Source organism: Sphingobacterium mizutaii (assembly GCF_900187125.1).
In the GTDB taxonomy this organism is placed as follows: Bacteria; Bacteroidota; Bacteroidia; order Sphingobacteriales; family Sphingobacteriaceae; genus Sphingobacterium; species Sphingobacterium mizutaii.
On record NZ_LT906468.1, the window covers coordinates 2917353 to 2931916 of the forward strand.

At 40.9% G+C, this 14564-nt stretch carries 15 protein-coding genes; 9 read left to right on the top strand and 6 right to left on the bottom strand.

Annotated elements, in window-relative coordinates; genetic code table 11:
- The first annotated feature begins 252 nt into the window (after nt 1–252).
- Genes CKW03_RS12555 through CKW03_RS20595 form a run of 4 tightly spaced genes read left to right on the top strand, consistent with a single transcriptional unit; the run spans nt 253 to nt 4258 of the window.
- Nucleotides 253–1821: a glycerol-3-phosphate dehydrogenase/oxidase gene (locus CKW03_RS12555; RefSeq protein ID WP_093097429.1), complete on the top strand. Its 1569-nt coding sequence runs from the start codon at nt 253–255 to the stop codon at nt 1819–1821.
- Nucleotides 1822–1846: 25 nt separating this feature from the next.
- Complete coding sequence (glpK, locus tag CKW03_RS12560) at nt 1847–3340, top strand: glycerol kinase GlpK (protein WP_093097430.1); 1494 nt, start codon at nt 1847–1849, stop codon at nt 3338–3340.
- Nucleotides 3341–3379: 39 nt separating this feature from the next.
- Nucleotides 3380–4105: an MIP/aquaporin family protein gene (locus CKW03_RS12565; RefSeq protein ID WP_093097432.1), complete on the top strand. Its 726-nt coding sequence runs from the start codon at nt 3380–3382 to the stop codon at nt 4103–4105.
- 6 nt (nt 4106–4111) lie between these two features.
- Complete coding sequence (locus tag CKW03_RS20595) at nt 4112–4258, top strand: hypothetical protein (RefSeq protein WP_169919005.1); 147 nt, start codon at nt 4112–4114, stop codon at nt 4256–4258.
- Here CKW03_RS20595 and CKW03_RS12570 read toward each other — a convergent pair.
- The gene (locus CKW03_RS12570; protein WP_093097433.1) at nt 4255–5109 is read right to left on the bottom strand and encodes a mechanosensitive ion channel family protein; all 855 of its coding nucleotides are present in this window, start codon (nt 5107–5109) and stop codon (nt 4255–4257) included. The genes CKW03_RS20595 and CKW03_RS12570 overlap by 4 nt on opposite strands.
- Before the next feature lie 85 nt (nt 5110–5194).
- On the opposite strand from CKW03_RS12570, the gene CKW03_RS12575 reads away from it, so the two are divergent.
- Both CKW03_RS12575 and CKW03_RS12580 read left to right on the top strand, forming a co-directional pair.
- Nucleotides 5195–6367 carry a cysteine desulfurase family protein gene (locus CKW03_RS12575; RefSeq protein ID WP_093097435.1) on the top strand — a complete coding sequence of 391 codons (1173 nt, stop codon included), beginning with the start codon at nt 5195–5197 and terminating at the stop codon, nt 6365–6367.
- Nucleotides 6368–6443: 76 nt separating this feature from the next.
- Nucleotides 6444–6770, top strand: coding sequence for a HesB/IscA family protein (locus CKW03_RS12580; protein WP_093097436.1), 327 nt, complete (start codon nt 6444–6446; stop codon nt 6768–6770).
- A gap of 33 nt (nt 6771–6803) precedes the next feature.
- Here the strand turns inward: CKW03_RS12580 and CKW03_RS12585 are convergent, their stop codons facing one another.
- Genes CKW03_RS12585 through CKW03_RS12595 form a run of 3 tightly spaced genes read right to left on the bottom strand, consistent with a single transcriptional unit; the run spans nt 6804 to nt 9850 of the window.
- Nucleotides 6804–7874 carry a DUF3810 domain-containing protein gene (locus CKW03_RS12585; protein WP_093097438.1) on the bottom strand — a complete coding sequence of 357 codons (1071 nt, stop codon included), beginning with the start codon at nt 7872–7874 and terminating at the stop codon, nt 6804–6806.
- A gap of 2 nt (nt 7875–7876) precedes the next feature.
- A complete protein-coding gene (locus CKW03_RS12590; protein WP_093097440.1) occupies nt 7877–8932 on the bottom strand; it encodes a nucleoid-associated protein in 1056 nt (351 codons plus the stop codon).
- A 6-nt stretch (nt 8933–8938) separates the two neighbouring features.
- Nucleotides 8939–9850, bottom strand: coding sequence for a histone deacetylase family protein (locus tag CKW03_RS12595; protein ID WP_307724208.1), 912 nt, complete (start codon nt 9848–9850; stop codon nt 8939–8941).
- A 409-nt stretch (nt 9851–10259) separates the two neighbouring features.
- Between CKW03_RS12595 and CKW03_RS12600 the strand changes: the two genes are divergently transcribed.
- From CKW03_RS12600 to CKW03_RS12610, 3 genes are read left to right on the top strand one after another with little or no spacing between them, the layout of a single operon-like run.
- Nucleotides 10260–10586, top strand: a complete 327-nt coding sequence (locus CKW03_RS12600; protein ID WP_093097441.1) for a hypothetical protein — start codon at nt 10260–10262, stop codon at nt 10584–10586.
- A gap of 40 nt (nt 10587–10626) precedes the next feature.
- Nucleotides 10627–11283, top strand: a complete 657-nt coding sequence (locus CKW03_RS12605) for a TatD family hydrolase (protein WP_093097443.1) — start codon at nt 10627–10629, stop codon at nt 11281–11283.
- Nucleotides 11280–11999 carry a tRNA threonylcarbamoyladenosine dehydratase gene (locus CKW03_RS12610; RefSeq protein WP_093097445.1) on the top strand — a complete coding sequence of 240 codons (720 nt, stop codon included), beginning with the start codon at nt 11280–11282 and terminating at the stop codon, nt 11997–11999. Before CKW03_RS12605 ends, CKW03_RS12610 begins: the two co-directional genes overlap by 4 nt.
- 31 nt (nt 12000–12030) lie before the next feature.
- Here the strand turns inward: CKW03_RS12610 and CKW03_RS12615 are convergent, their stop codons facing one another.
- Both CKW03_RS12615 and CKW03_RS12620 read right to left on the bottom strand, forming a co-directional pair.
- Nucleotides 12031–13302 (bottom strand): M16 family metallopeptidase, encoded by a 1272-nt coding sequence (locus CKW03_RS12615; RefSeq protein ID WP_093097447.1) that lies wholly within the window; start codon nt 13300–13302, stop codon nt 12031–12033.
- On the bottom strand, nt 13292–14551 hold the full coding sequence (locus tag CKW03_RS12620; protein ID WP_093097449.1) for a M16 family metallopeptidase: 1260 nt from the start codon (nt 14549–14551) through the stop codon (nt 13292–13294). The genes CKW03_RS12615 and CKW03_RS12620 overlap by 11 nt, the downstream gene beginning before the upstream one ends.
- Nucleotides 14552–14564 lie beyond the last annotated feature (13 nt).

The following is a 14564-nucleotide window of genomic DNA, read 5'->3' on the forward strand; positions in this document are numbered from 1 at the left end:
CATAATGGTAGATATTGCCTTTACTTCAAAACAATATTAAAGATAATTAAATATAAATAAAGCTGGGTTTTTACATAATTCAAGTTTTATTTATATTGGCTTAACATCAAAAATAAGAATAAAATTCCTTTAAAAAAGAACGGTTTACGCCTTTTTTCGCACAATATACAAGACGTTAATTTTTTGTAAACTCCTCTGGATGGATTTAATTTCTTCTTAAAAATTCTTACATTTAGCATAAAACACATTTACATGCTCGCTGGAATCAACAGATCAGATCAACTCAATAAATTAAAGGAATCAACAATTTGGGATATGGTAGTCATCGGAGGTGGTGCTACCGGCTTAGGAACGGCAGTGGATGCCGCCAGTAGAGGTTTCAAGGTCCTATTAATAGAAAAATATGACTTTGCCAAAGGAACCTCTAGCAAAAGCACCAAATTGGTCCATGGTGGAGTCCGCTACTTAGCCAATGGTGATATCAAATTAGTTATGGGTGCCTTGAGAGAACGAGGCCTGATCTTTAAAAATGCCCCACACGTTTCTTCCGTACAATCCTTTGTTATCCCTGTCTACTCGACATTTAGCAAACTGAAATATTTAATTGGCCTGAAGCTCTATGATTGGCTTGCAGGCAGTCTCCGAATCGGGAATTCGGAAGGCCTCTCTAAAGAGGAAGTCATCCAAAAATTGCCGCACATCAAGACCAAAAACCTTAAAGGTGGCATCTTGTATTATGATGGCCAATTCGACGATGCTAGGTTGGCCGTAAACTTGGGCCAGACCGCTTTTGAACATGGTGCAACCATATTGAACTATATGGAAGCCATTGAAATCCATAAGAATGAGCAAGGAAAAGTCAATGGTATTATCATAAGGGATACTGAAACTAGCGAAACCTATCACATTAAAGCTAAGACGGTTATCAATGCAACCGGTGTGTTCGTGGATGATATTTTGAAGATGGACTCTCCTACGCATAAAAACTTGGTTCGACCTAGTCAAGGTTCACATATTGTCATTGACCAGAAGTTTTTGGATGGTATCGACGCCTTGATGATTCCAGAGACCAGTGATGGTCGGGTTCTCTTTGGGGTGCCATGGCATGGAAAAGTGCTGTTGGGAACCACAGATATCCCCATCAAGGAGCACATGATCGAGCCCCGCCCGATGGAAGATGAAATCAACTTTATCTTGGAGACCGCAGACAGCTATTTAAACCCTGCACCAAAGCGGGAGGATATATTGGCTATTTATGCTGGGTTAAGGCCTTTGGCAGCTCCGAAAGACGATGATGAAAGCACAAAGGAGATATCCAGGGACCATAAGCTTATCCACTCTGAATCGGATTTGATCACAATCACGGGGGGTAAATGGACAACTTACCGTAAAATGGCTGAAGACACCGTCAATATGGCCATTCAGATCGGAAAACTGAAGGAAGTACCCTGCAGGACGAAAAGCTTGCCGATCCATGGTTCTACACCCGATGTATACCATGCACATTGGAATCTTTATGGTAAGGACTATCAAGCTATACAGCAACTGATCCAAGAGGATGAGTCATTGCGCGAATTGCTCGTGGATGGCTATGAGTACAACGCTGCTGAAGTCGTTTGGGCCTGCCGCTATGAAATGGTCAGGAAGGTTGAAGATTTCCTTGGCAGACGATGTCGTCTATTGCTTCTAGACGCTGAAGCATCAATGAAAGCCGCTCCTAAAGTGGCTGAAATAATGGCCAAAGAATTAGGGAAACCTGAAGGATGGGCACAAGAAGAAGTTAACCAATACATTGAACTAGCTAAACGCTACACACTATAATTCAAGACTATATAAACCTTAGAGAATGAAAGAATATATTGTTGCATTAGATCAAGGAACGACAAGCTCAAGGGCAATTTTATTTAACAAGAAGGGTGATATCGTGAATATTGCCCAAAAGGAATTTCAACAGATCTACCCTAAATCTGGATGGGTAGAACATGATCCGCAAGAGATTTGGTCTAGCCAGATGGCGGTTTTCACTGAAGCTTTGGCGAAATCCAAGACCAAGTTGGAATCCATCAAAGGAATCGGGATCACCAACCAACGGGAAACCACCGTGGTTTGGAACCGTAGGACTGGAGAACCGATCTATAATGCAATCGTATGGCAAGATCGACGGACTGCTGACTATTGTGCAAAGCTGATCCAGGATGGACACTTGGACATGGTTCAGGAGAAAACTGGTTTGCTGATCGATTCTTACTTCTCTGCTACCAAGATTAAATGGATCCTGGACAATGTGAAAGGGGCAAGAAAGCTTGCAGAACGCAAGGAGCTTGCTTTTGGAACCATTGATTCCTGGTTGATCTGGAACTTGACCAATGGCGAAAAGCATGTTACAGATGTGACAAACGCATCGAGGACCATGCTATACAATATCAATGAGTTAAAGTGGGACAAGGAATTATTGGAATTATTTGATATTCCTGAGTCCTTATTGCCAGAGGTTAAGAGTTCATCAGAGGTTTATGGTGAAACTTCTACGGAATTGGGCAGCCGTCCTATTCCGATTGCCGGTATCGCAGGGGATCAACAGGCAGCTTTATTTGGCCAGATGTGTATCAAAAAGGGAATGGCAAAAAACACCTATGGAACCGGCTGTTTCTTGTTAATGAACATCGGTAACAAGCCTGTGAAGTCTGAAAACAAACTGGTAACGACCATTGGTTGGAAAATCGGGAAAGAAGTGGTCTATGCGCTTGAAGGCAGTATTTTTATCGGAGGAGCGGTTGTTCAATGGCTGAGAGATGAATTAAAGATTATCAAAAAATCAAGTGATGTGGAAGCTTTGGCCAGCAGTGTTGACACCACGGATGGCGTCTATCTCGTTCCAGCCTTTGCTGGATTGGGCGCTCCACATTGGAACCCGAATGCGAGAGGCACCATCTTTGGGATCTCAAGAGGAACTACTGATGCCCATATCGCTAGAGCGGCGATTGAAAGTATTGCCTACCAGACCCATGATATCCTGAAAGCCATGGAAGCTGATTCGAAAACCAAGATCAAGGAATTGCGCGTGGATGGTGGAGCGACACAAAATCAATTTCTGTTGCAATTCCAGGCGGATATATTAAAATCTACGGTGGTAAGACCTAAAATAACGGAAACAACCGCAATGGGGGCAGCATTTCTAGCAGGTCTTGCCGTTGGGTTCTGGAAAGATTTAGCTGAACTGCAAGAATTGTGGCAAGAAGACAAACGCATTGAAAACAATAAGTCTGCAAAGCTTGACAAGAACCTTGAAGAATGGAATCGCGCGGTAAATGCAGTCATTTACTGGTCGAATAACGCTTAATACCTATTTGATAACAAATTACTATAACTAAACCTAGAAATGACACCATTTATAGCTGAACTTGTTGGCACCGCCGTAATGATACTCTTGGGGGGCGGAGTTGTTGCCAATGTTGTATTGAACAAAACGAAAGGAAATGATTCAGGATGGATCGTAATCACTACTGCATGGGCTTTGGCCGTATTTGTAGGAGTAAACATAGCTGCTCCTTATTCAGGTGCCCACTTAAACTGTGCAGTGACCATTGCGAATTTAGCATTGGGTAAAATGGACCTCGCTACTTCCCTATCCTATATTGGCGCTCAATTCTTGGGAGCAATGATTGGAGCAACGGTGGTATGGTTGGTCTACAAAAGTCATTTTGATGCCACAGAAGACCCTGGAGCAAAACAAGCGGTATTCTGTACAGAACCCGCTATCCGAAACCTGCCTATCAATTTGATTTCAGAGGTGGTTGGAACTTTTGTTCTGATCTTCACTATCCTTCATTTTACAGATGCCAAGCTATCTGATGATACGGTTGTAGGCTTAGGTTCCATTGGAGCCATCCCTGTTGCCTTCTTAGTTTGGGTTATTGGGCTTTCCTTAGGGGGAACTACTGGTTATGCCATCAATCCGGCAAGGGACTTAGGTCCAAGGATCATCCATGCGATACTCCCGATAAGGAACAAAGCTGGATTTGATGCAGGTTATGCTTGGGTACCGGTTCTTGGTCCAATTATTGGGGCATTATTAGCTGTAGGTCTGAATTTATTGATTCACTAAAAAGATATGAAAAAAGGATTCTTTAGGATTTTGAACAAAATCAACCAGAAAGCACTTCCAAAGTATAGCAAGGAGGATCCTTCTAAACTAAGTAAGCTACAACAGGCTGTTGTAGCTTACCGATATTATGTATTGATAAACTCGATGGATTAGGAAACGGCTTTGTCCTTTTCGTCATGCCCAGGAGTTTCATCAATGATCTTAACCACATTTGAAGGGAATACCATATTCTTTCCATCCAGCACATTTTTGATATCCTCGCCTATCTGATTCTTGGTTGCCCAGAATACTTCACGATTAGCCCATGCCCTCACCACTAAACTGATACCGGTCTCTTTCAGGTCCCCTACGATTACCTCTTTCTTAGGCGCATCTAGAATTCTTTCATCTGAATTCAATACCGAAAGGATAGCCTCGCGAGCTACTTTGATGTTGGTATCATAGGAAAGAACAAAAGTGAACTGCATCCTACGGGCTGTGATTTTTGTATAGTTCTTGATAACCGAATTGGCCAAGGTGCCATTCGGGCTAAATACACGGATTCCATCATCATCGATAATGGTGGTATACAGGAGGTCGATCCTTTCGACGGATCCCGAAGAACCATTGGCACTCGAAATATAATCGCCGACATCAAATGGTCTGAAAACAAGAATCAACACCCCTCCAGCAAAGTTGGACAGACTACCTTGCAAGGCCATACCTACTGCCAATCCGAAAGCAGACAAGGCCGCAATAAACGATGTGGTTTCAATACCCATGGTATTTGCTACCGTGAGGATCAAAAGCGCATACATTGCAAACTTCATCAAGCTCTTGATAAAGGATCGGATCGAAATGTCAACATCCTTTTTCACAAATCGCTTGTCGATAAATCTCAGAACGAATTTAATGACGTAACGGCCAATAAATAGGATAAAAAAACCAACGGCTATACTCGGGATTTTAAGAAGGATTACGTCGAACAACTTCTCTAGGCTGGATTCTAAGTTTGCAAAGTTCATTTTCTTGCTGTGATAATTTAGCCCAAAAATAAAAAAATAGTCTTTTATTCAGTAGATGGCTTAATATTTTAAATAACTTTAACATATGGACTACTGCTATTTTGACAATAACGCCACCAGTAAGATAGATGATCAGGTCTTTAAAGCCATGCTACCCTATTTAAAGGATTCTTATGGAAATGCTTCCAGTATACAACATAAATTAGGACGACAGGCTAACCACGCTATCGAGAAGGCTCGCATACAGGTTGCTGACTTACTGAACGTAAACCCTAAAGAAATTTATTTCAGTTCGGGAGCAACAGAATCCATAAACACCGTAATCAAGGGAATCAGCAAGGCATACCAATCTAAAGGCAACCATATCATCACTTCCAGCGCGGAGCATAAAGCTGTATTAAGCAGCTGCCAAGCGGTTGAAAAAGAAGGCATGAAGGTTAGCTATCTTTCAGTTAACAAGTTTGGGGTAATCGACCTGGAAGAACTAAAAAACACGATTACGGATCAAACAGTCTTGGTTTGTATAATGGCTGCCAATAATGAAACAGGTGTACTGCAACCTATCGAGGAAATTGCAGAGATCTGTTCCAATAAGGACGTTCTTTTTTTCTGCGATGCCACCCAATGGATAGGAAAGCTTCCTTTGGATCTCTCAAATATCCCTATTGATATACTTTGTATGAGTGCCCATAAAATTCATGGTCCCAAGGGAATTGGCGCTCTGTACATCCGCAGAAAGTCTAAACCCATACAGATTCCCGCATTGATCGTTGGAGGCAAGCAGGAATCAGGATTTCGAGGCGGAACTTATCCAGTCCATCAAATTGTAGGCTTAGGTGAGGCAGCTAACCAAATCAATTTTGAACATAAAGACGTTGGAGAAATAAGAGATTATTTTGAAAAGAGACTTTTAGAAGAGATTGAGGAAAGTGAAATCAAAACACTAGGCAGCAATCGATTACCTAACACTAGCAATGTGCATATCAAACATGTAAAAGCAACTGAATTAATGACCAAACTCCCAACACTAGCTCTTTCCTCAGGTTCTGCCTGTGTCTCTGGAGATCGCGATCCATCCCATGTGTTAAAGGCTATGGGCTATACCGACGATGAGGCTTATTGCAGCCTTCGGTTCAGCTTTAGTAAATACAATAGCATGGAAGAAATTGACTATGCGATTCCACTCATAAAAGCAGCCTGTGAAAGCATTAGAAAGGATTCACCTATATGGGAGATGTACAAGGAGGGATTAATTTGACAGAAGAAAGATGATTGAAATCATATTTCATATTTGTTTTATGTATTTTTGTAGAATTATTCAAAGGAGAAAAAACATGGTTACCGTAACTGATAAAGCAAAAGAACGTATAAGCGCAATTATTAAGGAGGAGAACTACGATAACACTTATTTCGTACGTGTTGCTGTTGAAAGCGGTGGTTGCTCTGGCCTGTCTTACAAACTGAACTTCGATAATGAAGAGAAAAAAGGAGATCAGTTTTTCGAGGACAACGGAGTAAAGATCTGTTTGGACATCAAATCATACCTTTATTTAGCAGGAACAGAATTGGATTACACCGATGGATTAACTGGAAAAGGTTTTGAATTCCATAATCCTAATGCCTCAAGAACTTGTGCTTGCGGAGAGAGTTTCTCTGTATAAGAAAAAATAAAATCGATAAAAAGGCTAGCTGGATCAGTTAGCCTTTTTTATTTCCCATGCAATGATCAATCTGCTGACCATGCCGTACCTTGCCATTCCCTCAATCTGATTATTATGCTTCAGGTATTGGTTGTAAAACAAACCTGAAACATCAGAAATCCAACCTGTATAGCGCATCCAGTAATCTTGGTCTTGCTTAATATCAGCCTTCAACTTAGGAGAAAGCATCTCTTTAAAGACCTCAAACTTCGATCGATCCACCAAATACAAGGTCCTTAGCAGGTAGGTCACACTTTCATAATAGGCAGCATATTGATACCAAGGATCAGAATGGTCCTTCAATTTAACAAAGGCTATAAAATTACATTCGTCCTCAAATCCTATACCCATCTGATGGGAAAGCTCATGTGCCACAGTAAAAGGATAACTGGTCTTCGGCATTTCAGCATTAACATGAGCTTCATTGCTGAATGGATTGAAATACCCTGACACTCCAAAATATGAAGCCATAGGTCCAATCAATGGTGTTTTTATTTTAACCTGTGATTTTGTAAGAATAGGAAAAGTATGGTCCTGCTTCATCAATTCCTGAATCTGTTGGTCCGCTTTCTCCCTATCCTGATCAGTGATATTAATTTGCTCGCGAAGTGCATTAGCTTTGCTAATATGAGTCTCCAATACTGAAAGATGGTCTTCCAGTTTGATCGTATCCACATTGATATCGAGCTGTTTACTGATTGGAATTCGATAATAATTCAATGCCCAGGCAGCATAAAAGAAGATATAGAAACTGAGCAACAGGCCTATAAACCTGAGGAACTGCCGACCAGATTGAGAAAACTGCTTCTTGAAGAGTAAAATAATAGCCTTCAATAGATTCCATCCAAGAAGGATAAAAATCAAGGCATAGATCAAGTCGCCAATACTTAATGGCAGCCAACCAAAGAGAAACCTTGGGAAATAAACATAAATTGGGTAGAAACCGCGGCTATAAGCGATTTCTACCCAATTAGAATTAGATTGCAAGATCTGTAAGCCCAATATCAGCAAAATACAGATGCCAATCCATTTGTAATACTGCTTATTTGACTGAGGTCTTGCCATGACTAATCTTCGTTTTCGAAATATAGTTTATAATAATTCATTCCCTTATCCTCATCATAGCCCTTTTCTAGGAGCTCCCGCTTACCATGCACATAAATATGGAAGTTTTTATCCAGTTTAAGCACAGATTTATAGCTACTTGCCATTTTCTTCACAGCAGGAGCAGCAATATCAAAGTTTGATTGGAAAGGCGTTTCAAATTCATCCTCAAAATTGCTCTTATAATCCTTGAACAAAGAAATAGCATCTGGATTACCAATTACCTCTTCGTTGAATTCATCCTCCACAAAGGTCTCCTTGGTTTTGAAATAATTCATCGAACGATTCATCAGATCAATTTTATCAGCTTTGTCCATATCAAATACCTCGTCAATCTTGTCATTGACAAAGTTTTTATAGACTTTCATCAGATTCCCGGTCTGTTGGTAATTATCATTTCTGGTCTTCAGCTTCAAGAAATCGTCCTTCCAATAAACTGCCTCCGAACCATTGGTTTGATCTACGCAGAGCACTTTATAGCCCTCCTCCTCTTCAACATTTACAATGACAACCCCTTTATCCAGTTTATTGATATTGATCGCCTTCTCCTCATAATTCACACCTAGGCCTGATGCCTCGGTATAAACTTTTAAATAGGCCTCCTTGTTTTCAGACTTAAAGATCCCGATAGCCTTATGCTCCTCTCCTTCCAATTGCACATTATCTAGAGCAACGACATACAATTCCCCAGATTTGATCTTAGGATGCTCCGTCACCTCATAAAGAAACTTAGCAATGGATTTCGAGAACTCCACAAATCCTAGATCTCCCGAAAAATACTGTCTAGAGAAGTAAAAAACCTCATTCAAGTCTAAGGTATCATTAGGATGGTAAAATCGGTACACTTCATTGGCCTTTGCAAAAGGCTTCATAAAATATTGCATCAACAGGTCTGCTAATATCTCATCAGATTTAACATCTACTTCTTCCTCAGATAGGGTAAAATACTCGTCTTGGCTCTTGTTTCCTACATGATGGATAATCAGGTTCAGGAAACTAGCATCTTGGTGAAAAAACATAATTCTTTATAAATCGTAAATATCTATGGCGGTCCTGTAGGTGTTAACATGCGCATTGACGATATCCTTGATATGGACAGAATATCCTCCACCCATACTCACCTCGACAGGGACCTTAAATTTCTTGCAATATTGAAACACAACGGCATCTCTCTTTCGGCAGCCCTCCATACTCAGCTGAAACTTCCCAAGCTTATCGGTCGCTAAAACATCAACCCCAGATTGAAAATAAACAAAATCAGGTTCAACTTCATCAAATAATTTGGGGAGCCTATCTTCTAAAATGGAAAGATACTCTTCATCTTCGATACCATCATGCAAAGGGATATCATAATGAGATTTCTCCTTCTTGAATGGAAAGTTTTTCTCTCCATGAATAGAGAAAGTTATGATATCAGGGTGGTCCTCAAAGATATGGGCAGTCCCATTTCCTTGATGCACATCCAAGTCTATGATCAAGATCTTCTTTGCTAGACCTTCATGGTACAGATAAGCTGCTGCAACAGCTTGATCATTCAGAAGGCAGAAGCCTTCGCCGAAATCTCTACCGGCATGATGGGTTCCACCAGCGGTATTGAAGGAAACCCCAGATTTCATGGCTTCTAGCGAAGCCTTAATGGTTCCATCAATCAAGTACCTTTCTCGAGCAACCAGCGATTCAGGCATCGGAAAACCAATCCTACGGACCATCTTGGGGTCCAAGGTCAGGTTCAATAGATCGTCGGTGTATTTCTTGTCATGTGCTAGGTAAATCACTTCTTTATCAACCAATTCGGGCTCAAAGAAAGACTCTTTCCCCACCAAACCTTCATAAATTAATTGTTCAGGAATGAGCTCATATTTCAACATAGGGAAGCGATGTCCTTCCGGCAAAGGTTGTATATAAGCAGTATGATGGGCGATTTTTAGCAATTCCAAGATTTTGAAACGAAGATATGCAATCCTTGAGCAAAATTAAATCCCTCCTTAAAAATCTTCTCAGCTATTGCTATTTTCAACTCATTAACTTAACTTTAATACAACACTAGCTAGCTGAATCTCATTTAGTTACTAGAAAGTTTGACCATTATAAACAATTTATCATCAGGAGGTAATATGTTCAACAAGAAAAACAACTCCTCAAAAAATGAGTCCCAGCCATCTGGGAAGCATCCATTTATCAAAAGTCTGAAAGCTAAACTGATAGCAGAAAGGAAAAAGGATATCATGAAATTGATTATGGAGGACCTTAGGCACAATAACTTTGTTTTTAGTAATAATTAACCCATTATTAAAACGAAATAACGCGATTTCTGTTATACAGTTAGATACCTAGACATGTAGCATTATGGTAATAGATATTAATTCGCTATTAGGAGCAGAAATCGTAAAAACTGAGGAAGACTCCAAGTCGCAGACACTTTTTGTAACCCTACTTCTGGATGACGATGCCGGCCATCAAGGTCATGAGCGCAAAATGAAATTTGACCAAGTCACCCATTACTCCCGGTCTGAAATTGCACATGAAGGCTATCCCGTGATCTTGGAGATATCCGAAACTGTCCCTGAAATCGAAAAGACCTTCGATAATGACCACAACCGCAAACGTTTTAAAATAGATACCACCTCGGGAATCATCATCCTAGAATTTGAACGCGTAGAAATAATGGAGTAGTTTTTGCAAAAAATATCATTAGTTTAGAATCAAAATCTATATGTTGCTGATCGATATTCATACCCACAAACATTCAGAACCTGATCCTGGTGTACTGACCTTACCCAATGTCATTGTATCCAAGGAGTCTATCTACAGAAAGCCTTGCAGTGCAGGTATCCACCCATGGTATATTGATGAGAATTTTGACCTGCAATTTGAAACCTTAAAACGATACCAAGCGCAGGAAGGTGTGATAGCCGTCGGGGAATGTGGTTTAGACAAAATGACCTCTACCCCTTGGGAAAAGCAGACCATGGCTTTTGAAAAGCAGATCGAATTAGCCAACGAAATCAACAAACCCATAATAATACATTGTGTTAGAGCCTATTCAGAGGTCTTCAGCTCACTGACTGCTAAACATAACAAAGTTCCCGTTATGATGCATGGCTATGCAAAAAACTGGGCATTAGCAGAAACCCTTCTTAAAAATGGCTATTATCTATCCTTAGGCCCACATATCCTACAGGGCGGAATGTTGGAGGTCATCCGCAATATCCCTCTCGATCGTGTTTTCTTAGAATGTGACGATAAGAATGCGAAAATCTCTGAAATTTATGCTTATTTTTGCCGCGCCAGAAAACTGTCTATGCAGGAACTGGAGCAGCAGATCTTGCTGAATTTCAAGAAGGTTTTTAATTATAGTATAAAAGAATGATGGATATATCATGGCTTTCTCGCACCGAAGCACTTGTCGGTAGAGAGGCTCTGGAGAAATTGGCAAACTCACATGTCATGGTACTTGGTCTAGGCGGTGTAGGTTCCTTTGCCGCTGAATTTATTGCAAGGTCTGGTGTAGGGAAAATGACCATTATCGATGGTGATACGGTTGATCCGAGCAATAGGAATAGGCAATTACCTGCTTTGGCAACTAATCATGGCGAAGCAAAGGCCCAAATCATGAAAGAGAGGCTTTTAGCAATCAATCCTGAACTGGAATTGAATGTCGTGCAAGAATTTATCTTGCCGCAGAGCATCCCCGGTCTATTGGAACTAAAACCTGATTACTGCGTAGAAGCTATTGATAGCATCACCCCAAAATTATTCTTCATCCGTTTAGCATTGGACTCACAGATTCCATTTGTCAGTTCCATGGGTGCAGGTGGTAAAGTCGATCCTACTAAAATACGCGTAGCTGATATCGGCAGCACCTTCAACTGCAAGCTTGCACAGCATATCCGCAAAAAACTTAAAAAACACGGCATAAAAAAAGGAGTCAAAGTTGTTTTCTCAACTGAACTCCCTGATAAAGACTCTCTATTGTACACCGATGGCAGCAATTTCAAAAAGTCTGCCTACGGAACCATGTCCTACCTCCCAGCAGCATTCGGCGGCACCTTAGCCTCCGTTGCTATCAGGGATTTAATGGCATAGCATAGTAGTATTTAGTATCAAGTATTTAATACTACCCAACAACCACCTTCACCATATCATCTACTCCCAAATACTTCTGGGCAATATCCTGAACTTGGTCGGCGTTGATATTACGGACGATATTGCTGTAATAGGTATAGTAATCCAGGTCTAGGCCTGAAAAATAGACGGACTTGAATTTATCGACATGCGAAAATATAGATTCCAGACTGCCTAGCATGGCTCCTAGCAAATAGTTCCGCACCAATTCCAATTCTTCTTCGCTTACCTTTTCATCCTGTAATCTTCTTGACTCCAATTCGATCTGTTTCAAGGTATCTTCTGTATAAGCCGAGCCTACATCGGTTACAATCGAAATAAAGCCAGCATGGTTTAAGTTGGCGACAAGCGAGCCAATGCTATAAGTATAGCCTTTGTCTTCACGGATATTGCTCATCAATCTCGAACCAAAGAACCCACCAAATAAGGTGTTCACAAATTGCAATGCCGGATAATCCGCATGCGAACGCTTGATACCGATCTTTCCTAGACGGATTGAGGATTGCAAAGCTCCAGGCTTATCCACCTTAAGCAGCTCTAGATTATGCCCTGCCTTTTGGATGAATGGAGTATGCTTAATCTGAACCTCCCCTTGCCATTGATCTTCAAAATAATTCCTGAAACTGAACAAGACCTCAGGGGTAATATTTCCAGAAAGAAATAAAGTAGCGTTTTTAGGCTGGATCTGCTGCCTGTACAATCTGGCAATATCTTCCCTATCCAAGCTCTTTAATAATTCATCAGTAACTGACTGTCCATAACGAGTCGACCCGAACAAGCTATCGTAAAAACGACGGCGAGCGATAAAATCTGTTTTTTCCAATGAAATCTGCAGACTTTGGCTGTTGTTCCTCACATAGGTTTCCAATTCCTGCTCAGGAATGATGGAATTATTCAAGATATCATTGACGATCGGCAAAACCGCATCGATATGCTTACCCAATGAATAAAGCGTCAAGGCATTATAATCAAAACTGAATTCCGGAACCAAATAGGCACCATAAAAATCAATCTTCTCCGCAATTTGGGCACTATTCAAGGTACTTGTACCTTCCTTCAACATAGAACTCAATGCAGTATTCCTTACCGGATTTTCAAAACCTTCAAAGAGGTTATTGAAAACAAACTCAGCCTTCACCAGCTCCTGATCTGGAGCATGGAACACAAAAACCTTCAGGCCATTGGAAAAATTGATCTCCTCAGGGCGCTCCAGGTTGATATCGCCAATTCCATTAATCGATGGTGCATGTATTCTATTCAGCATGTTCAGCCTCCTTACTTCTTGCATTGTACATTAATGTGGATGAGTTATCTCGCTGAAAGGTCTCCTGAGATACTCGCATGATATCTTCGGCAGTTATGTTCAAATATTTTTCTACTTCTTGATTATATAGTTCGGCATCCCCTAGCAATTCATAATAGGCTAGGTTCATCGCCTTATCTAAGATCGAAAGTTCAGCAAAGACCATGGTAGATTCTATCTTGTTCTTTACTTTAGTCAGTTCCTCTATGGAAACCAATTCCGTTTTCAGTTTATCCAACTCTTCCCAGATTGCTTTTTCAGCATCCTCCAGAGTTACCGTTTCAACCGGTTTACCTTCTACGACGATCAGGTTGTTATCCAAGCTTCCAAGCACATAGGCATTGATCTCGCTGAATAATTTCCGTTCTTTTACCAATCTCCTGTATAATCTGGATGAACTTCCTCTAGCTAGCACATCCGTGATCAGATCGACAACTTGATAGTTAGGATCTAATCGATCCACAGAATGGAAGGCAATATAAATGCTGCTCACCGGCACATCCGCAGTCACTTCTTCTACCCTAGCAGCAGTTTGCTTAGGCTCTTGAGGAAGGTTTCTATCATTGGCTTCACCAACTGGAATATCAGCAAACCACTTCTCAGCTAAAGCTTTGATATCATTTAACTTTACGTTACCGGTAATAGCTACGATCGCATTATTAGGCGTATAGAATTTCTTAAAGAAAGCCTTTACATCCTCCATTTTGGCATCCTCGATATGCTTGACCTCCTTGCCTATCGTCGCCCATTTATAAGGGTGCACCTTATAGGCCAGGTCCCTCAGTTTCAGCCAAACATCACCGTACGGTTGGTTTAGATAGCGCTGCTTGAATTCCTCGATTACCACATTGCGCTGAACCTCCAAGCCTTGCTCGTTAAAAGCTAAGCCCATCATACGGTCTGATTCTAACCAAAATGCAGTTTCAATATTGTTTGCGGGTAAGGTGATGTAGTAGTTGGTGATATCGTTGGAAGTAAACGCATTATTCTCACCGCCAACTCTCTGTAAAGGTTGATCGTAGTTCGGGATATTAACCGAACCACTGAACATAAGGTGCTCGAATAGATGGGCGAAGCCTGTTTTGTCTTCTTTCTCATCCCGCGCCCCTACATTATACAAAATGTTCATGCATGCCATCGGACTATGAGGGTCCTCATGGACAAGCACTTTCAACCCATTCTCAAGAATGAATCTTTCAAATTTTATCATTGAATCTGAATTT

Bases quoted from the DNA above. Each gene is read 5' to 3' on its own strand.
- CKW03_RS12620 (WP_093097449.1), bottom strand. From the start codon at position 14,551: ATGATAAAATTTGAAAGATTCATTCTTGAGAATGGGTTGAAAGTGCTT.
- CKW03_RS12615 (WP_093097447.1), bottom strand. From the start codon at position 13,302: ATGCTGAATAGAATACATGCACCATCGATTAATGGAATTGGCGATATC.
- CKW03_RS12555 (WP_093097429.1), top strand. From the start codon at position 253: ATGCTCGCTGGAATCAACAGATCAGATCAACTCAATAAATTAAAGGAA.
- CKW03_RS12570 (WP_093097433.1), bottom strand. From the start codon at position 5,109: ATGAACTTTGCAAACTTAGAATCCAGCCTAGAGAAGTTGTTCGACGTA.
- CKW03_RS12575 (WP_093097435.1), top strand. From the start codon at position 5,195: ATGGACTACTGCTATTTTGACAATAACGCCACCAGTAAGATAGATGAT.
- CKW03_RS12610 (WP_093097445.1), top strand. From the start codon at position 11,280: ATGATGGATATATCATGGCTTTCTCGCACCGAAGCACTTGTCGGTAGA.
- CKW03_RS20595 (WP_169919005.1), top strand. From the start codon at position 4,112: ATGAAAAAAGGATTCTTTAGGATTTTGAACAAAATCAACCAGAAAGCA.
- CKW03_RS12580 (WP_093097436.1), top strand. From the start codon at position 6,444: ATGGTTACCGTAACTGATAAAGCAAAAGAACGTATAAGCGCAATTATT.
- glpK (WP_093097430.1), top strand. From the start codon at position 1,847: ATGAAAGAATATATTGTTGCATTAGATCAAGGAACGACAAGCTCAAGG.
- CKW03_RS12590 (WP_093097440.1), bottom strand. From the start codon at position 8,932: ATGTTTTTTCACCAAGATGCTAGTTTCCTGAACCTGATTATCCATCAT.
- CKW03_RS12585 (WP_093097438.1), bottom strand. From the start codon at position 7,874: ATGGCAAGACCTCAGTCAAATAAGCAGTATTACAAATGGATTGGCATC.
- CKW03_RS12600 (WP_093097441.1), top strand. From the start codon at position 10,260: ATGGTAATAGATATTAATTCGCTATTAGGAGCAGAAATCGTAAAAACT.
- CKW03_RS12605 (WP_093097443.1), top strand. From the start codon at position 10,627: ATGTTGCTGATCGATATTCATACCCACAAACATTCAGAACCTGATCCT.
- CKW03_RS12565 (WP_093097432.1), top strand. From the start codon at position 3,380: ATGACACCATTTATAGCTGAACTTGTTGGCACCGCCGTAATGATACTC.